The sequence below is a fragment of the Thiocapsa sp. genome (assembly GCF_022340925.1).
In the GTDB taxonomy this organism is placed as follows: Bacteria; Pseudomonadota; Gammaproteobacteria; order Chromatiales; family Chromatiaceae; genus Thiocapsa.
This window is the reverse complement of the sequence record NZ_JAJDNA010000048.1, coordinates 22,109-38,699: the sequence shown is the minus strand read 5'-3', so window position 1 is coordinate 38,699 and position 16,591 is coordinate 22,109. Positions and strand designations below refer to the sequence as shown.

The 16,591-nt window shown below is 65.6% G+C and carries 17 protein-coding genes; 2 read left to right on the top strand and 15 right to left on the bottom strand.

Translation table 11 applies throughout. The features are described from left to right. Positions 1 to 98: 98 nt before the first annotated feature. The 11 genes from LJE61_RS06565 to LJE61_RS06515 all read right to left on the bottom strand — a co-directional run bounded on the left by LJE61_RS06565 (position 99) and on the right by LJE61_RS06515 (position 10,042). On the bottom strand, positions 99 to 1,130 hold the full coding sequence (locus tag LJE61_RS06565; protein WP_519972971.1) for a LysR family transcriptional regulator: 1,032 nt from the start codon (positions 1,128 to 1,130) through the stop codon (positions 99 to 101). Between the two features lie 540 nt (positions 1,131 to 1,670). Then, on the bottom strand, positions 1,671 to 1,976 hold the full coding sequence (locus tag LJE61_RS06560; protein WP_296913392.1) for a 4a-hydroxytetrahydrobiopterin dehydratase: 306 nt from the start codon (positions 1,974 to 1,976) through the stop codon (positions 1,671 to 1,673). Between the two features lie 12 nt (positions 1,977 to 1,988). Next, entirely contained in the window at positions 1,989 to 2,465 is a 477-nt protein-coding gene (locus tag LJE61_RS06555; RefSeq protein WP_296913395.1) for a ferritin-like domain-containing protein, read from the bottom strand. Positions 2,466 to 2,510: 45 nt separating this feature from the next. Then, positions 2,511 to 2,813, bottom strand: coding sequence for an alpha-carboxysome major shell protein CsoS1 (csoS1, locus tag LJE61_RS06550; protein WP_296913397.1), 303 nt, complete (start codon positions 2,811 to 2,813; stop codon positions 2,511 to 2,513). A 75-nt stretch (positions 2,814 to 2,888) separates the two neighbouring features. Continuing rightward, positions 2,889 to 3,194, bottom strand: coding sequence for an alpha-carboxysome major shell protein CsoS1 (gene csoS1 / locus LJE61_RS06545; protein WP_296913400.1), 306 nt, complete (start codon positions 3,192 to 3,194; stop codon positions 2,889 to 2,891). Between the two features lie 110 nt (positions 3,195 to 3,304). After that, entirely contained in the window at positions 3,305 to 3,601 is a 297-nt protein-coding gene (locus LJE61_RS06540; protein ID WP_296913403.1) for a carboxysome peptide B, read from the bottom strand. Further along, positions 3,601 to 3,882, bottom strand: coding sequence for an alpha-carboxysome shell vertex protein CsoS4 (gene csoS4, locus LJE61_RS06535; protein WP_296913406.1), 282 nt, complete (start codon positions 3,880 to 3,882; stop codon positions 3,601 to 3,603). Before csoS4 ends, LJE61_RS06540 begins: the two co-directional genes overlap by 1 nt. Continuing rightward, positions 3,882 to 5,291 (bottom strand): carboxysome shell carbonic anhydrase, encoded by a 1,410-nt coding sequence (locus LJE61_RS06530; RefSeq protein WP_296913408.1) that lies wholly within the window; start codon positions 5,289 to 5,291, stop codon positions 3,882 to 3,884. The genes csoS4 and LJE61_RS06530 overlap by 1 nt, the downstream gene beginning before the upstream one ends. 302 nt (positions 5,292 to 5,593) lie before the next feature. Next, positions 5,594 to 7,432: a CsoS2 family carboxysome shell protein gene (locus LJE61_RS06525; RefSeq protein WP_296913411.1), complete on the bottom strand. Its 1,839-nt coding sequence runs from the start codon at positions 7,430 to 7,432 to the stop codon at positions 5,594 to 5,596. A gap of 730 nt (positions 7,433 to 8,162) precedes the next feature. Next, positions 8,163 to 8,507 carry a ribulose bisphosphate carboxylase small subunit gene (locus LJE61_RS06520; RefSeq protein WP_296913414.1) on the bottom strand — a complete coding sequence of 115 codons (345 nt, stop codon included), beginning with the start codon at positions 8,505 to 8,507 and terminating at the stop codon, positions 8,163 to 8,165. Between the two features lie 119 nt (positions 8,508 to 8,626). Next, complete coding sequence (locus tag LJE61_RS06515) at positions 8,627 to 10,042, bottom strand: form I ribulose bisphosphate carboxylase large subunit (RefSeq protein WP_296913417.1); 1,416 nt, start codon at positions 10,040 to 10,042, stop codon at positions 8,627 to 8,629. A gap of 822 nt (positions 10,043 to 10,864) precedes the next feature. Between LJE61_RS06515 and LJE61_RS06510 the strand changes: the two genes are divergently transcribed. Beyond that, complete coding sequence (locus LJE61_RS06510; RefSeq protein ID WP_296913420.1) at positions 10,865 to 12,529, top strand: SulP family inorganic anion transporter; 1,665 nt, start codon at positions 10,865 to 10,867, stop codon at positions 12,527 to 12,529. Positions 12,530 to 12,638: 109 nt separating this feature from the next. Here LJE61_RS06510 and moaA read toward each other — a convergent pair whose 3' ends face one another. The 4 genes from moaA to LJE61_RS06490 all read right to left on the bottom strand — a co-directional run bounded on the left by moaA (position 12,639) and on the right by LJE61_RS06490 (position 15,980). Further along, on the bottom strand, positions 12,639 to 13,637 hold the full coding sequence (gene moaA / locus LJE61_RS06505; RefSeq protein ID WP_296913423.1) for a GTP 3',8-cyclase MoaA: 999 nt from the start codon (positions 13,635 to 13,637) through the stop codon (positions 12,639 to 12,641). Between the two features lie 215 nt (positions 13,638 to 13,852). Beyond that, positions 13,853 to 14,365, bottom strand: a complete 513-nt coding sequence (locus LJE61_RS06500) for a disulfide bond formation protein B (protein ID WP_296913425.1) — start codon at positions 14,363 to 14,365, stop codon at positions 13,853 to 13,855. A 44-nt stretch (positions 14,366 to 14,409) separates the two neighbouring features. Continuing rightward, positions 14,410 to 14,988: a DUF302 domain-containing protein gene (locus LJE61_RS06495; RefSeq protein WP_296913427.1), complete on the bottom strand. Its 579-nt coding sequence runs from the start codon at positions 14,986 to 14,988 to the stop codon at positions 14,410 to 14,412. Between the two features lie 104 nt (positions 14,989 to 15,092). Then, on the bottom strand, positions 15,093 to 15,980 hold the full coding sequence (locus tag LJE61_RS06490) for a phosphoribosylaminoimidazolesuccinocarboxamide synthase (RefSeq protein WP_296913429.1): 888 nt from the start codon (positions 15,978 to 15,980) through the stop codon (positions 15,093 to 15,095). A 204-nt stretch (positions 15,981 to 16,184) separates the two neighbouring features. Between LJE61_RS06490 and ridA the strand changes: the two genes are divergently transcribed. Continuing rightward, positions 16,185 to 16,571, top strand: a complete 387-nt coding sequence (ridA, locus tag LJE61_RS06485; RefSeq protein ID WP_296913432.1) for a deaminase RidA — start codon at positions 16,185 to 16,187, stop codon at positions 16,569 to 16,571. The last annotated feature ends 20 nt before the right edge of the window (positions 16,572 to 16,591 follow it).

The window sequence follows — 16,591 nt, the reverse complement described above, 5'->3', positions numbered from 1 at the left end:
TGGCGCCGGAGTGGCGCGTGAGCTAATGCCCGATGAGTGTAGCCCATACACACCCAAATGAGGGGTTCAGAGCTCACCGCGTCGATGGCGGCCGACGATCAGCGCGGGCGCTTTCCCACGTGATCAAAGGGTGTGGCAGAGGAGGTTAGGCGCAACGCATCGTAGGTCTGATCGAGGCTGGACCGGATCTCGCGCTCGCAGTCGGCGGCGAAGGAGAGGAAGGTCTTGGCAATGGTCGACAGGTCACGGCCTTTCGGATGGACCAGATACCAGGTTCGCTGGATTGGGAACCCCTCGACGTCCAGCATCGCCAGACGCCCGGCGCCTCCATCGAGGGTAAGCGTGTGGAGCGAGAGCGCGGAGATGCCCAACCCGGCTATGATGGCATGCTTGATCGCCTCGTTGCTTCCAAGCTCCATACGCACGTTCGGCCTCAGACCCCGCTCCGTGAATCGCTTGACGATCGAATCACGGATACCCGAGCCTGGCTCCCGGAGGATGAAACGTTCTGTTGCCAGCCGCTCCATGGAGATTCCGGACTCGCCAATCAAGGGGTGATCGGTGCGGGCAACGATGATCAGTGGGTTGGGGGCTAGATAGGTCGCTTCTACGTCCATTCCGGCGCCTGTTGGCTCGCCGAAAATGTAGAGATCGTCATCATTGGCGGCCATGCGCTCAATGATCCGCGTGCGGTTGGTCACCTTCAGCGAGACATCGATGCCCGGGAATCGATCGCAAAAGGCCCCCAGGATCTCAGGCGCGAAATACTTGGCGGTCGTGATGACGCCAAGTCGAAAGCGCCCGCTCTTGAGTCCCTTGAGGTCGGCGAGCTTGATCTCGAGGTCCGCGAGCGTGCGCAGGATGGTCCGGCAGGCCACATAGACCTCGCGACCGGCATCGGTGGGCTCCACGCTACGCCCGACGTGCAGGAACAAGGGCATGCCGACTGTATCCGACAGCTTCTTGATCTGCATCGATACCGTGGGCTGGGTCAGGAACATCTCGTCGGCCGCACGGGTGAAACTGCCCAAGCGCACGATCGCCTCGAGGAGCTGGAGCTGGCGCAGCGTGGCATGTCGAATGAAGCGGTTGGTCGTCTCCGTTGTATTGGCTCCCGTTGTCTTGTGAATGGCCGAGTGCCCGGCTTCAGTTGATGGCCGATCGGTCGTCTCTCGGCGAGATCCTGATTTGTTGGAGCCAAGATCTCACGGTGAAGCAGTCATGTCAGACCGTCCGCCTGGAAACGGCAGTCGTTGGTCGCCCTTTGGATCCCACGCCCCCCTCAGTCCGGCCAGACGCGGGGCCGCCGGGGCAAGCTGTCCGCGGCGCTGGACGGTGTGTTCGCGGCCCGACCCCGGGAGGGCTCGGCCTCGGCGACGACTCTGGGACGGGACGCTGTCTCGGTCCCGCGGATGCCAGTCTGTACCGACGCCCTGTCGAGCCCGGCCGGGGGCGGCGTCTTCTTCGTGCGAGTCCGCGGTTGTTGCGTCGCGCTCGCCGCCGCGGACGTCCGACGCATGGTCGAGGGCTGCTGTGCCGTTGGCTCCTTCGGTGAGCGGACAGCATCGGGGCTTGGCTTGGTGCTCTCTGGATCGCTCATCGGCATCGTTCCCCTGAGTTTGACGATGTTCTATCGAAATGTGTAAGGCGCAGAGGCGACCTATGGCGCGCTAGCGGCGAGGGTCGGGATTGGGCGCGGCATTCGGCGGCGCCGTCGCCTCGTCCTCTGTGGCGGTCAATGCATCCAGCTCGCTGGCAAACCGGTGGAGATGCTCGCCCAACTCGCCCGCCTCCTCCTCGGCGTGCAAGGTGATGTTCACATAAGTTTTTCCGAAGCTGATGTCGGGGTAGATGCCAGTGCGCTCTGAAAGGCGCGCCGCTCGTTCCAGGAAGGCCCGGGTGGCCTCATAGTCGTCAAATTCGAGCCGGCGCTCGAGCCGAAGTGGGCGCTGCCGGCTCGTCCAGGTGTGTTTCATGACGGGCACACCTTAGAAGTAGACCCGCTCCGCGGGGTCGCGATGGCGCGGTACACCAAGTGATGCCAGCCAGTCTTCAATCTCGCGGGCGTGCTCGGCCTCCTCCTCCAGCAACGCCTGGAAAAAATCGCCGTTTGCCTGGTCTCCGACGCGACGACAGAAGGTCGCCGCTTCCTGGTAGAGGGCGACGATCTCGCTCTCGAAGACCGCGTCCTGACGCAGCAGGTCGGCCAGGTTGCGGGCAACACCAGCGGGGCGGAGTTGGGAAGCGTTTGGTGCGACGCCCAGTACCAACATGCGTTGGATGATGCGCTCGGCATGCTTCATCTCCTCGACCGTCTCCTCACGCAGCCGGGTTGCCGCCTCCCGGAGACCCCAGGCCTCGGCGAGCGAGGCCTGGGTCATGTACTGCTGGACCGCGGACAGCTCCAGGCTCAAGGCACGACCGAGGTACCCAAGGGTACGAGGATGGATGAGTGCGTGTCGCATACGGCGTGACCCTCACCGCCGGTATCAGGCGCGGACGGCGTTGCATCAAGCAGTCGGGGTGTCCTTGCTCAGGATCGGCTCGACCTCGCGGTGCGGGCGGGCGATGATGTGCGCGGCGACCAGGCCGTCGCCGACCCGCTCGCAGGCGTCGGCGCCGGCGCGCACCGCGGCATTGACCGCCCCCGTCTCCCCGCGCACCAGCACGGTCACGTACCCCCCGCCGACGAACTCGCGCCCGATCAGGCGCACCTCGGCGGCCTTGGTCATGGCATCCGCCGCCTCGATCGCGGGAACCAACCCGCGCGTCTCGATCATTCCAAGAGCGATACCGTAGCTTTCACTGGCCATCTGTCTTCTCCGATTTCTTACTTTGCGTGAATAAAATGAATCAGTTGGGGCCGCCGCTCGACGGCCCGTCCGGGCTTACTCGGCCGCGGCGCTGCCCACCGGCAGGATCGGCTCGACCTCGCGGTGTGGGCGGGCGATGATGTGCGCGGCGACCAGGCCGTCGCCGACCCGCTCGCAGGCGTCGGCGCCGGCGCGCACCGCGGCATTGACCGCCCCCGTCTCCCCGCGCACCAGCACGGTCACGTACCCTCCGCCGACGAACTCGCGCCCGATCAGGCGCACCTCGGCGGCCTTGGTCATGGCATCCGCCGCCTCGATCGCGGGAACCAACCCGCGCGTCTCGATCATCCCGAGCGCGATTCCGAATTTGTCGCTAGCCATCGTTCGTGTCTCCTCTGTGTACCAAGTCGCCGCGGCCGGTGCCGCCCAATCACCTTCAACCCAGGTTTAATGTCATCCGCCGGTTCGGACGTTGCCAGCCGATCCGACCCTCATGCGGCCTTCGCGGAGAGGGTCGCGTCCGGCTGGACTGCCGCAGCCTGCTCCCATTCCCAGTGGTCGATGACGCCTCCGATCGTCAAATCGGTCAGGATGCTCGCGTCGCCCATGGCGTAACGGGCCGCCGAGCCACTGACCACGAAGACCCAGTCGCCGGGGCGGGCATCGACCGGATCGGTGGCCACATACTGCCTGCCCTTCAGGTCTTGCAGGACCCTGAGATCCCAGTGCCCAAGCCCCGGGTTTCGCTGCGTGCAGACCAATGAGCCGACCACCTGACGGATCTCCATCAGCCCGAGTCCCGTGAACCTACGTCTGTCGCATCGGGTTCGGGCGGCCAACGATCGATGATGCCGACGATGGTCAGATCGCTCGGATACTCTTTGCTCCCGGCCGCTTCGCGGGCCGCAGAGCTGCCGACGCAGATGACCCAGTCGCCCGGCACGCACCCGACCGCATCCACTGCCACTTGCAGTGCGCTGCCGTCACGCACCACCAAAAGGTGTTTGTGCTCGAAGCCCGGAATGCGGTTGGTCGAAACGAGGGGACGCTCAACCTGACAGATCTTCATCAGTGTCCTCCCGCCACTTCCAGATGGAGGGAGGTCCCCATCACCTCGATACCCCTGCCCGCGTCGCAGTCGCGGACGGCGAGCAGGCGGTGGAGCAATCCCTGATCGGCGAGCTCCGCGAAGCGCGCCGCCAGTGCACTGTCGAGCCGGTGGCAACGCGTGACCGCGCGCTCCCGTGCCCCAGGCACCTGGCCGTGGTAATCGAATCGGATAATGACCGGAATCGGCAGCCCGTGTGAGACGGTGAGGCCACCGAAGATCTTGCGTCCGACGTCGAGATCGGCCGCACCCTCCTCGACAGTGTCCAGATAGGCGAAGTAGGTCAGGTTTCGGAGCTGAATCTCCTCGAAGCCGATGCCAACGCCCATAAAGCGCTCGGCGTGACCCACGTCACTGTAGCGTCCACCATGGAACTGACGGACATAGTCCACTTGCGACAGGTTGTTCTCGATGAGGCGCGCAGCCAGTCGTACCATGCCTTCTTCCGCACTGCCGGGCGCGTGCGCCCTGACCAGCTCGACGATGCGCTCGCGCGCCGCGGCCGCTTCTAGATCCCGGGTGATCGCATGGACCTTGAGGGCATCGACCGCCTGGCTCGGGTCCAGGGTGCCCTCGGCGTCTGGTACGTGCACACGAATCGCGTCCGTGTCCGTATCCAGCCCGATCAGCAACAGGGCGACCGACGCGCCGCAACAGAAACTGTTCTCGACCGCCTGTCGGAACGCCTGTAGGCGTTCCAGCGAGGCCCGTGCGGCCGCTGCATCGTTCGACCCGTGTGCCGCGCAGCCCTGGTGGCCCGGATCGACCGAGCTGTAGTGATAGACCACCACCTTCAGATAACGGGTTGGCACGTCCGCGGTGTTCGGCTTGCCCTCGCGATACCGCTCGAGCTCGACCTCGACCCACTTGGCGACCGTATTCTCGACGTCGAACAATCCGCCTGCGTAGGACTTGCGTCGCACTGCACCGAAAGGCAGCCGAAGGACGTAGCTGATCGCGTGCGCGAGGCGTCCGTCCGCACACGGCGTGACATCCATCAGGTGAAAGCCGCATTCCTGGATGAAGCGTTCGAAGTCTTTGACATCCCGGCCGCCCAACGGGTCGTTTTCAAAGAAGTCATCAGCCATCCGTCGGTAGGTCTCGAACACGGACCAGGCGAACAGGGTCTTGAGGTCGAGCCCGCCGACCCAGGCATCCTCGAGGATGCGACTCGGCAGCAAGAACCCCAGCTCAGTCTCGGCGATCCGTTGCGCCTGGGCCTCGAAGTCGGGCGTCCATCCGAGCGCGGAGAGACGCTTGAGCACGGGGACGATCCGGTCGAACGCCGACTTGACCCGCTCCTCGTAGCTGCGAAGAAGCGCATTCCCATTGAGATCGGTCAGCGGGTGAAGCTCTGCCGCACGACCCATGGCGATACGCGGGTGTCCCGCCCGAACGACGCCCCTGGAGCCTGGCGCGTCCTCCGATGCCGCGGGAGGGCGCGGGCGGGTCGCGCGCGCCTGCAGGCCGGGCAGCCCCGAGGGCACGCCCGGTAAGGGCTGCCCTTGAGGTTGCGGCGACTGGCGCGGCGTGACGGGCCTTGGGGTCGATGCCCAGATCAGGCTCGTGCGGGTTGAACGGCGATGGCTCGACATGACCTCGATGGCTTCAGGTTTGGATCGGGATGCGCGCTTGGCTCAGCAGTTTGTAGATGGCCCTACTGGTGGCGCGCTCAGCCTCGCGCTCCACCCGAGTAGGTGATGAGCGAACCGCGTTCCGTGTTGCCGCTGCTCCCCGTCACGCGGCTCACCGGCTGCGGGACTTCCTCGTTGCGTTTGGTCTTAACGGGCGGCATGGCGCCCATGGCGCCCGGCCGAGTGGGATTGCGGCGTCGTGCCGAGGACCCTTCCGTGCCTGTGACATGCTCACCCCGATCCCAATCGTCGCCGGTGATCTTGAGACCGGCAGCCTGTCCTTCACCGGTCACCCGGGGGCGTTCCGGCGGTGGCGCGATTTCCTCGCCGAGCTCCGCAGGCTCCATCTCCAGCAGGTTGCCCTGCATGGCGTGGCCGCGGTCGAAACGGAACTGCTCCGTGCCGGTGATCTTGCCCGTCCCCATGCCGAATGGGCCGGTGATCCGCCCTTCCTGCTCGTAGAGGGTTCCGGTCACGCCGCCCGACTGGCGGGCCTGGAACGCCTGTCGGGCCGGGGAGTTGACGCTGAAGCTCTGCCACGGGGCATGGTCAATGGCTCGCGGGAAATCGCCTTGACCCGGTAATGCTCCACTGCCGCAGCTCGCGTTGAACTGATCGACCCCGACATAAGGAGTACCCGTCACATCCTCGCATGCACCTTGGGCGGCGCCCGTCATCACACCCCCTATCCCCGGCTGGATGCCCGTCATTTGATGTCCGGGTGTCGAGGGCAAGGTTTGGGTGCGTGCGACGATGGCCTGCTGCTGGTCGGGGGCGCAGTAGGTCGCCGCCTGCTCGAGTCCGGCGTAGGGCGTGCCCGTGACCACTTTGCAGGTGCCAGGCTCGTCGCCCGTCACCCGGCCCGAACGCCCCGTCTGAGTCCCGGAGACGACCAGCCCTTTTTGGGTCGTCGACAGACCGACCTTCGGTGGCTCCATCGGCGCCGGCTTTACTTTGCAAAACTCCTTGTACTGCTCGCCGCCGACATACTCGTCCCCGGTGATCAGACGGCAGCTGCCTGACTCGTCCCCGGTCATCCTCGCGCTCCGGCCGACCCGCGTGCCGGTGATGGCGCCGCCGCTGAGCGTCTGGGTCAGGTCGACCTTGGTCGGGGCCCGCCGGGACTTCAGGGCCTCGCCGTTCTCCGCCGACACGTATTGGCTCCCGGTCGGCCGGACCCCGGCACCAGCCTCGTTGCCCGTGACCTTCGCCGACAGCCCGACCTGAACGCCAGAGACGGGACGACCGCCGACGGTTTGGGTATGTCCGGTCCGTCGAGCGCTCGGCGTCGGCTCGGTCCCGCAAAAGGCGGTCGACTGCTCGGCCGACAGATACTCCGTGCCCGTCACCGTCTTGCAGGTCCCGGGCTCGTCGCCCGTGACCTTGGCCGCGCGACCGACCTCGGTGCCCGTGACCCGACTGCCGAGACTGGTGCTGGTCACGTGGACCTTCGAGGCCGACTTGGCGGGTTCCGCCTGGCAGAATTCGCGAAAGATCTCCGCCCCCAGGTACTCCGTACCGGTGATCTCGCGGCAGCTACTCGGCTCGTCACCGGTGACAGAGCGGCTGCGCCCGACCCTGGTGCCGGTCACAAGCTGACCGTGCACGGTCTCGCTCACTCCGACCTTCCAGGGCTGGTCCTGGGCACTCCCGCGTCCGGGCCTCACGCGGCCCGTCGGTTGGGCCTTACGCGTCCCGGCGGAGCCCGCCGCACTGCGATGGGCGCGCACCGTCTGTGCCAGCTCGCGCCCGGAGAGCTTGGGGTTGGCCTGACGCGCGAGACTCGCCGTCGTGGTCGGGGTCTTGGCCGCCGCTTTGCCCCGACCCGATTGCGCCGCCCTTCGGGCCAGCGCGAGCATTCGGCCGGCGGGCTTCATCGCCGTGATTCGCTTGCCGTTGCGCTTTGAGCTGTTCGCCGAGACCTTCGCGCCGCTATGGGAGAGCCGAGCCTCTGGCGGCGCCGCAACACGTTCGGCAACTCCTTCGTCCTGCTCGCGGCAGCCGCATCCGCGGCCGGTCTTTTCCCCCGCGGTGGCCGGGTTCTTCGGGTTGGTGGTCGAGGATCGGGTGCGATCCTGCGTCCGATCGGCTCGCTTGCCCGCCTGCGAGAGTGCCTCCCTTCGCGCACGAGCACGGGCACGACTGGAGTCCGAAGGCAACGCGGCCCGAGAGCGCCGGACCGGCGATGCGGAGCCGGGGGCGGAAAAGGACGGCGGTGCGGGGCTGGACACCGAGGTCGGGGCAGTGGTCCGCGGTGGAGCACCCGCAGCGCGCCCGGACGGCGCATCCTCCGGCTTGCGGCTGCGCTCAGTGCTTGCACCGGCCGAGGACCGCTTGCCGAGGGTGGACAGGGCGCGGCGGCGTGCCAGGGCCGCCTCACGGCCACTCGATCTCAGATTCGCTTTGCTAGCCATGGTCTTTCCCTTCAGGCGCCGAAGACGCCGCAGATCGCCCGTTCGGGCGACGATGCCGGAGCCGCTTGAATCCCCGACTCCGCGATCGCGCCGTCCGCTCGGTGTTGAAACACTGGTCGTCGGTAGCCGGGCGCCAGCGTGGCGCGACCGGTCTGGGGGGCAGTGCCGGGCATCTGCCGCCGACGTTTTCTGATCAACCGCGCCCCGCAAAGACCACGAAGCAGGCGCCCTGGCTCTGGGTATAGTTGTCATAGCCGGTCAGACGCACATGGTGATCCGGGTAGGCGCGATGGCACGCCTCCAGCTCACTCACGATTTGGCCAAGGTCCGCCGCACCGAAAAAGGGCAGCTTCCACATCGTCCAATAGTGGTTCATCGCATTCGTTGGATGGACATGCTCAATGCCGGGCGTCCAGCCCTGGGCGATCACGTAAGCGATCTGATCGAAGATTTCTTCCTGGCTCATCGCCGGCAAGAAACCAAAGGTCTCGAGGGTCGGACGGGTTTGGTAGTCGCCCAAGGTGCTTTGGAATGGCATGGTTCAGGTTCCTCTCGTTCGGAATGTGTTGGGGCTTCGAGCCCTCAATGCCCGGCAGTCCGGCCTTCCGCGGCCTCCGTGGGTTGCCCCCGCCGGCGGCTCGCGGCTGGCAGCCGTCGTCAACCCACGTCGAGCTTGTCGACGGTTTCGAACTCGAACTTGATCTCTTTCCAGGTCTCCATCGCGATCGCAAGCTCGGGGCTGTGCTTGGCGGCCGAGGAGAGGACCTCGCGGGCCTCCTTCTCGATCTCCCGCCCCTCGTTACGGGCCTTGACGCAGGCCTCGAGCGCGACCCGGTTGGCCGCGGCCCCCGCCGCGTTGCCCCAGGGGTGCCCCTGGGTGCCGCCGCCGAACTGAAGGACCGAGTCGTCGCCGAAGATGGTCACGAGCGCCGGCATATGCCAGACGTGGATGCCACCGGACGCCACCGCGAAGACGCCGGGCATGGAGCCCCAGTCCTGATCGAAGAAGATGCCGCGGGCCCGGTCCTCCGGGATGAAGGATTCGCGCAGCAGGTCGACGAAGCCGAGGGTGGACCCCCGGTCGCCTTCGAGCTTGCCCACCACGGTTCCGGTGTGGAGATGGTCGCCTCCGGAGAGTCGCAGGCACTTTGCGAGCACCCGGAAGTGGATACCGTGCTTTGGATGGCGGTCGATGACCGCGTGCATGGCGCGGTGGATATGTAGGAGGATCCCGTTCTTCCGGCACCACTTCGCCAGCCCCGTATTGGCCGTGAAGCCGCCGGTCAGGAAGTCGTGCATGATAATCGGCTGCCCCAGCTCCTTGGCAAACTCGGCGCGCTCGTACATCTGCTCCGGATCGGGGGCGGTCACGTTGAGGTAGTGACCCTTGCGCTCGCCCGTCTCGGCCTGGGAAGCGGCAACCGCCTCGGCGACAAACTCGAAGCGGTTCTGCCAGCGCATGAAGGGTTGGGAGTTGACGTTCTCGTCGTCCTTGGTGAAGTCGAGCCCGCCCCGCAGGCACTCGTAAACGGCGCGGCCGTAGTTCTTGGCGGAGAGCCCCAGCTTTGGCTTGATGGTGCACCCGAGGAGGGGACGCCCATACTTGCTCATCTTGTCGCGCTCGACCTGGATGCCGCTGGGCGGGCCCAGGCAGGTCTTCACGTAGGCGATGGGGAAGCGGATGTCCTCCAATCGGAGGTGACGCAGCGCCTTGAAACCGAACACGTTGCCGACCAGGGAGGTCAGGACGTTGACGACCGAGCCTTCCTCGAAGAGGTCGATCGGGTAGGCGACGAAGGCATAGAAGGATTCCTTGTCGCCCGGTACGTCTTCAATCCGATACGCGCGCCCCTTGTAGTACTCCAGGTCGGTGAGGAGCTCAGACCAGACGGTACTCCAGGTCCCCGTCGAGGATTCCGCGGCGACGGCGGCGGCGACCTCTTCGCGCGGGACACCGGGCTGGCCGGTCACTTTGAAACAGGCCAAGAGGTCGGTGTCGAGTGGAACATAGTCCGGGGTCCAGTACATGTCCCGATACTCTTTAACACCGGCATCGTAGGTCTTCACGCTCATGGTCAGCTCCTGTGGTCTGTGCCTGGTCCGCCTCGCGTGCGGAGGCCGTTTCGAACTCTGCGGTCAACTTACTGTGAATCGAAGCATAGAAAAAAATAAATTCTCTCTATCTGTGGCATCGATGGATATCGATGGGTGGTCAGGCCGTGGCGGCTTCCGGCTGCTTCCTGCGTCGGCCCAACTCGGTCAAGACAGATTCCATTCGGAAGATACGGCTGCAAACCTGTTGTCGTGGCGCCGCGTCGCTCGGGCCGCGCCCGCGAGTGCGCCCTCGTCGTGGGAGGCCTGGGGCCGGTGTGGTCCCGCAAAAGCGCTGGTCGCGATGCTCCTGTTGTCCTCGAGGTCGATCTCCTGCTTACCGCACCAAGCGCCGCCGCTCGACCCTGTTGTTGTTCGTCACTCGGCGCTCGCCGTGCATGCTGATTGTCACGCGAGCGCTCATGGAGCGAGCCGGCCCTGACGGGGAACCCTTCCTCCAGGGCCGCCGAGCCCTCCCATGACAGCCCCGAGCGGCTTGCCAGTCCATCACGGCGGTGCGCTCGGCAAAACCTTTGGCCAGGTGGGCGCCGGGGCAAATCAGTTTACCATATCTGACCTGGCCGACAGATCTCCAGATTGCCCAGCAGGTCGGTATGGACCCTGCGCTGCGGGACGGGGTGTTGGGGTTCGGGGCCACGGAGGCCGATCCGGACCATTGGGGTAATCGATTCGTCGCTGCTTGGCGTCTGGACATTGGTGGATGCGAAGCCTAAAAACCTTCGATGACTGCTTCATAACGTCGTCCTCAATACTTATTAAAGCCGCGGGACAACGGAGTCAGGTATGCGAATTCTCAATGAGATCCGGCTCGATAATCTTCGCGGCGACCTCTTCGGAGGGGTCACCGCGGCCGTCATCGCGCTGCCCATGGCGCTCGCGTTCGGCGTCGCCTCCGGGGCAGGGGCCGAAGCTGGCCTCTACGGGGCCGTGTTGGTAGGTCTGTTTGCCGCCCTGTTCGGCGGGACCCCGACCCTCATCTCCGAGCCCACCGGCCCCATGACCGTGGTCTTTACGGCGGTCGTAGCCTCGCTGATCGCCGCGAGCCCCGAGCAGGGGATGTCGATGGCTTTCACGGTGGTCATGCTCGCGGGGCTGTTTCAGCTGGCGTTCGGAGCCATGAAGCTGGGGCGTTATGTGACCATGATGCCCTTCACGGTCATCTCGGGCTTCATGTCGGGAATCGGCTTCATCCTGATCATCCTCCAGATGCCCGGGATCCTCGGACAGGCGGCACCGGGCGGTGGTGTCATGGGGACGCTGCAGGCCCTGCCGTCGCTGATCCGGGCCATCAACCCGCAAGAGGCCGTCCTGGCCGGCCTGACCTTGGCGATCCTCTTCCTGATGCCAACTCGGATCAAACGCATCCTGCCGCCGCAGCTGGTTGCGCTGGTGATTGGGACCCTGCTCGCGATCTATTGGCTGGGCGATCAGGACATTCGGCGGATCGGCGAGATCCCGGCCGGCCTGCCGACTCTGCAGCTTCCGGTGTTCAGTGTCGAACAGTGGCAGACCATCCTGATCGATGCGGTCGTGCTCGCCATGCTTGGCTCCGTCGATGCCCTCCTGACCTCGGTGATCGCAGGCAGTCTGACCCGCAAGCCGGTCGACTCGGACAAGGAGTTGCTCGGACAGGGCATCGGCAACCTGGCGTCCGGTCTCTTTGGCGGCCTGCCGGGTGCGGGTGCGACCATGGGCACGGTGGTCAATATTCAGGCCGGCGGGCGGACCGCGCTCTCGGGTTTGACCCGCGCGGCCATCCTCGCGGTGGTCGTCATCTGGGCCGGCGCCCTGACTGCACGCATCCCGCTGGCGGTTCTGGCCGGGATCGCTGTAAAGGTCGGCATCGACATCATCGACTGGCGGTTTCTGAGCCGTGCACATCGGGTGTCGATCAAAGGTGCCTTCATCATGTACGGGGTGATCCTGATGACGGTCTTCGTCGACTTGATCACGGCCGTGGCGATCGGTCTCTTCGTGGCGAATGTGCTGACGATCCGGCGCCTCGCCGACGTCCAGGAAGCGTCCGTCTGTGTCCTTCCGGCGCGGCGCACACGCGACGAAGGCCAGTGTGCAGACCTTTCGTGCGACGAGCGGTCGGTGCTCGCGCAAGGGCGGGGTCGACTGAAGGTCCTGCATCTCAGTGGTCCCCTGGTCTTCGGGGCCGCGGCCGCAATCAGCCGGCAGGCGCCGAAGCTCGAAGGCGCGCAGGCCGTCCTCGTCGACCTGAGCCGGGTCCCGCACATGGGTGTGACCACTGCGGTCGCGGTCGAGGCGGTGGTCCGTGACGCGCTCGCGCAGGGAACGAAGGTCTACATGGCGGGTGTCCACGGCCAGCCGCGCGAGCGCCTGGAGCACTTGGGACTTCGCGAGGTCATGCCCAACGAGCAGTGGATCCAGGACCGCGAGGCCGCACTGAAGCTCGCAGTGGCGCAGATGGCATCGCGGTAAGGCATTGCGGACGCACTCGGCGGTGCGGCCAAGGGGCCGTCCCCGCCTGTCCGGTCGCGCGTGAGCGCGGGCGTGGCGGGCGCTCGCGATCCACGGGGACGGCGCAGACTCATCCGCCGGTCGTCGACATGAACCGGACGATCTTCTCCGGTCGCTCCTTGAGCTCGTGGCGCTGGGGCTTCAGGGCGATGGCTCGGCGGATGTGAGAGACCAGGCCAGCGTCATCGATCCCATCGCGCAGGAGCGGACGCAGCTCATAGCGGTCGTCCTGGCCCAGGCACAGATAGAGGGTACCGTCGGCCGCGAGTCGGACGCGGTTACAGGTTTCACAGAAGTGCCGCGACAGGGGCGTGATGAAGCCGATCCGGGTCTCGGTGGCGCCGACCCGATCGTAGCGGGCAGGGCCCCCGCCGGGCAGGATGTCCGGGATGAGCTTGAAGCGCCGCTGCAGACGGCGCCGGACGGTCTGCAGATCGATATAGCGGCGCTGTGCGGCTTGCCCGGTGGCGCCCATGGGCATGGTCTCGATCAGGCGCAGCGTGAATCCGTTGTCCGCGCAGAAGCCAAGGATTGTCTCGATCTCGTCGTCGTTCACGCCGCGCATGACGACCGTGTTGACTCGAATCGGCGCGAAACCGGCCGCGTGCGCCGCTGCGATTCCGCGCAGCACCTTCCTGAGATCACCGCCGGTGATCTGTTTGAAGACCTCCGCGCGCAGGCTGTCGAGGCTGACATTGAGTCGGCTCACGCCGGCCCGGCGGAGCGGCACCGCAAGCGAGGCCATGCGGGTGCAGTTGCTCGAGATGGAGAGATCATCGAGGTTCGGCAGGGCGGACAGTCGAGCCGCCAGGTCCGGCAGGTTCCGCCGCACCAGCGGCTCGCCCCCCGTGATGCGGACATGCCGCACCCCCAGACTCGTGAAGGCGCTGACCACGCGGCTCAACTCTTCGAACGTGAGCCAGTGGTCGGGCTCCGCGAAGCCCTTGAAGCCCTTCGGCAGACAATACCCGCAGCGCAGATCGCAGCGGTCCGTGACGGACAAGCGCAGATAGGCGATGTGGCGGCCGAAAGGGTCGATAAGACCCGGCTCTGTCATTGGGTGATCCATTGGATGGCGGCGACCAGCACGCGAGGTTAGCAGCCGGAGCAAGGCAGAAACAGACACGGAATCCAAGCCCTTTGAGCTCGTCGAAAGCCGGAATATGCAGCGAGGCGAGGTCGAACGCCTTGCACGGGCGTCGATTCCGCTTCGCTCTGCGAGATCCTGATCCCCCGTCAGCTCAGTTGCGAGGCCGTTCCCGGCGTGGCCTGTGTCAGCCTCGGTCAATCCGCCAGTTCGCCCTGCACCAGTGCCCAAACCCCGATGCCGAGACACAGGATGAAGGAGAGGAGCGCCCAGTTCGCGAGCGAAAGGCCCAGAATCACCAGCGCCTCGTCCTCGCAGAATCCGGTTGCCATGAACCAGGCGGGCATCTGTTGGCCGAGCCACTCGACCAGGCGCTCGATCAGTCCGGGCGGCCCCCCGGTGCAGGACGCCTGGTCAAGTGGTTGATGCTGCAGCCAACTCTGGTAGGCGGCGACGCCGATTCCGGTCACCGAGATGGGAAGGGTCAGGCCGCCGAGCAGCCAGCCGGCGCGGCCCGAGGGCGATCGGCGGCTCGCAAAGGCGGCTCCGAGAGCGACAACCGTGAGCACCATGAAGAGAAGGCGCTGAAAGACACAGAGATGGCAGGGCTCCAGACCGAGCCAGGCGGTCGACAACAGGCTCCCCGTTGCCGCGGCCGCGCATCCCGCAGCCAGCATGAGCCAGATGGATGGGGTGGATGGACGGATCATCTCCCTACTCCAGGGCGACACTCATCGCCGCGGTAGCCAGGCTGCTAGAACTCTCCGCTCGCGCCACCCGTCATAATCGCCCGGATGTTGTCGCGGACCCTGAGCGAGGCTTGCTTGAGGTCCTCCGGCAGCTTCCGACCACCGTGGATCATCATGTCGAGGTTCATGCTGTAGAGCGTCAGGTGCCCCTGAGCGTCCTCGACCAGAGCGATGCGGCATGGCATGAATCCGCTGTACTCGTTACGGTACTCCAGCATCTGCTGACCGACCCGCGCATCGCAGAAGGAGAGAAAGTTGACGTATCGATAGCGTTCGCCGGTGATCGCCTCGATTTGCTTGTAGAAGGGAGATTCCCCCACGAACAGCAGGTTGCGCGAGACGGCAATGCTCTTCATGGAAGCGATGACGTCATCTGCGGTGAGTCCTTCCTCGACCGGGATCGACCACATCATGGCGACGCCCGGATCGCCCGTCTCCAAGAGGCGCGACGCGAAATCGGCATAGACGCTCGGGAATTTCGGGTCGAAGTCCGCAAGGCTCGCTCCGACTCGCAGATACAGGATTCCGGCGGCAATCAGGGTCAATAAGCCGATGACGGCCAGCAGATTTCGAACGAGTTTCACGTTTGGGGTCTCCCTCTCGGGTCCTTCGCGGCGGGTTGGGGCCCGATCCTACTCGACTTTGGGCGGCCTGGCGATGGCACGGACGCCTGTGCCCTCGCGCCGGGTCATCCGGCGCGCGTCAGGCGTCGCTCGGCCTCACGGTACTTCTCGGCGGTCCGCTCAATGACGTCCTGGGGCAGGCGGGGGCCGGGCGGGGTCTTGTCCCAATCGAGCGTCTCCAGGTAGTCGCGGACGAACTGTTTGTCGAAGCTCGGCGGGCTGGTGCCCGGCCGATATTCATCGGCCGGCCAGAAGCGCGAGGAGTCGGGCGTGAGGACCTCATCGATCAGATGTAGCCGGCCTTTGCCGTCGAGGCCGAACTCGAGCTTGGTGTCGGCGATGATGATCCCCCGCCCGTGGGCATAGGCAGCGCACTCACGATAGATGCTCAGGCTGATCTCACGCACCTGTGACGCGAGGTCGCGACCGAGCAGGGTCGCGGTGTAGGCAAAGTCAACATTCTGATCATGCCCGCCGAGCCCGGCCTTGGTCGACGGCGTATAGATGGCCTCCGGGAGCCGGTCCGCTTGACGCAGCCCGGGCGGGAGCAGGATCCCGCAGACCGCTCCGCCACGCTGGTAGTCCTTCCAGCCTGATCCGATCAGGTAGCCTCGGACGATCGCCTCGACCGGCAAGGGCTCGAGACGGCGGACGACCATCGCACGATCGCCGAGATGGGCGAGCTCATCGGGATCCTTGACGACATCGGCGAGCGGGATGTCGGCAAGGTGATTAGGGATGAGGTGCGCGGTGCGCGCAAACCAGAATCGGGAGACCCGCGTCAAGACCTCGCCCTTGCCTGGAATCGGCTGGGGCAGGACGACATCGAACGCGGACAGTCGGTCGCTGGCGACGATCAACAGGTGCGCCGAGTCGATCCGGTAGATGTCGCGGACCTTGCCGCGTCCGACCAGCTGCAAGCTGGCGAGCTTAGACTGATAGAGTGCGCTCATGTCTGTCATCCGGGTTGCCGGGGGAAGAGTATAGCGGGTCGCGTCCGTAGCCGGATCGTCGCCCCAAAACCTGCCTTCAGCGACCTGGCCCCCGCGCGCTGGAAGCTGAAGCCACGGGTTTCGTGCAGGTGCACTCGGGTATAGGATCATCGCACTGGTAAGCGGCGGTGCGGGATCGCCCAAGCAGATCGGAGTGACCAGATCATGGCCAAGAGCATCATCAAGACCGACCAGGCGCCGGCAGCGATCGGCACCTATTCTCAAGCGGTGAAGGTTGGCGAGACCGTCTACCTGTCTGGACAGATCCCTTTGGTCCCGGAAACCCTGGAATTGATCTCGGGTAACGTCGAGGCGCAGGTCCGACGGGTCTTCGAGAATCTGCGCGCGGTCGCCCACGCGGCGAACGGTAGCCTGGCCGATGTCGTCAAGCTCAACGTCTTTCTGGTCGATCTGACCCATTACCCGCTGGTGAATCAGGTCATGGCGGAGTATTTCGACGCGCCTTATCCGGCGCGTGCGGCAATTGGCGTCGCGGCGCTGCCTAAGGGGGCAGCAGTCGAGATGGATGCTGTGATGGTGGTGGATGACTGAGGCTGTAATCGTCAGTTAAA

Excerpts from the sequence above, each read along its gene's own strand:
- LJE61_RS06560 (WP_296913392.1), bottom strand. The coding sequence starts at position 1,976 with ATGAAACACACCTGGACGAGCCGGCAGCGCCCACTTCGGCTCGAGCGC.
- LJE61_RS06555 (WP_296913395.1), bottom strand. The coding sequence starts at position 2,465 with ATGCGACACGCACTCATCCATCCTCGTACCCTTGGGTACCTCGGTCGT.
- csoS1 (WP_296913397.1), bottom strand. The coding sequence starts at position 2,813 with ATGGCCAGTGAAAGCTACGGTATCGCTCTTGGAATGATCGAGACGCGC.
- csoS1 (WP_296913400.1), bottom strand. The coding sequence starts at position 3,194 with ATGGCTAGCGACAAATTCGGAATCGCGCTCGGGATGATCGAGACGCGC.
- LJE61_RS06540 (WP_296913403.1), bottom strand. The coding sequence starts at position 3,601 with ATGGAGATCCGTCAGGTGGTCGGCTCATTGGTCTGCACGCAGCGAAAC.
- csoS4 (WP_296913406.1), bottom strand. The coding sequence starts at position 3,882 with ATGAAGATCTGTCAGGTTGAGCGTCCCCTCGTTTCGACCAACCGCATT.
- LJE61_RS06530 (WP_296913408.1), bottom strand. The coding sequence starts at position 5,291 with ATGGGTCGTGCGGCAGAGCTTCACCCGCTGACCGATCTCAATGGGAAT.
- LJE61_RS06525 (WP_296913411.1), bottom strand. The coding sequence starts at position 7,432 with ATGAAGCCCGCCGGCCGAATGCTCGCGCTGGCCCGAAGGGCGGCGCAA.
- LJE61_RS06520 (WP_296913414.1), bottom strand. The coding sequence starts at position 8,507 with ATGCCATTCCAAAGCACCTTGGGCGACTACCAAACCCGTCCGACCCTC.
- LJE61_RS06515 (WP_296913417.1), bottom strand. The coding sequence starts at position 10,042 with ATGAGCGTGAAGACCTACGATGCCGGTGTTAAAGAGTATCGGGACATG.
- LJE61_RS06510 (WP_296913420.1), top strand. The coding sequence starts at position 10,865 with ATGCGAATTCTCAATGAGATCCGGCTCGATAATCTTCGCGGCGACCTC.
- moaA (WP_296913423.1), bottom strand. The coding sequence starts at position 13,637 with ATGGATCACCCAATGACAGAGCCGGGTCTTATCGACCCTTTCGGCCGC.
- LJE61_RS06500 (WP_296913425.1), bottom strand. The coding sequence starts at position 14,365 with ATGATCCGTCCATCCACCCCATCCATCTGGCTCATGCTGGCTGCGGGA.
- LJE61_RS06490 (WP_296913429.1), bottom strand. The coding sequence starts at position 15,980 with ATGAGCGCACTCTATCAGTCTAAGCTCGCCAGCTTGCAGCTGGTCGGA.
- ridA (WP_296913432.1), top strand. The coding sequence starts at position 16,185 with ATGGCCAAGAGCATCATCAAGACCGACCAGGCGCCGGCAGCGATCGGC.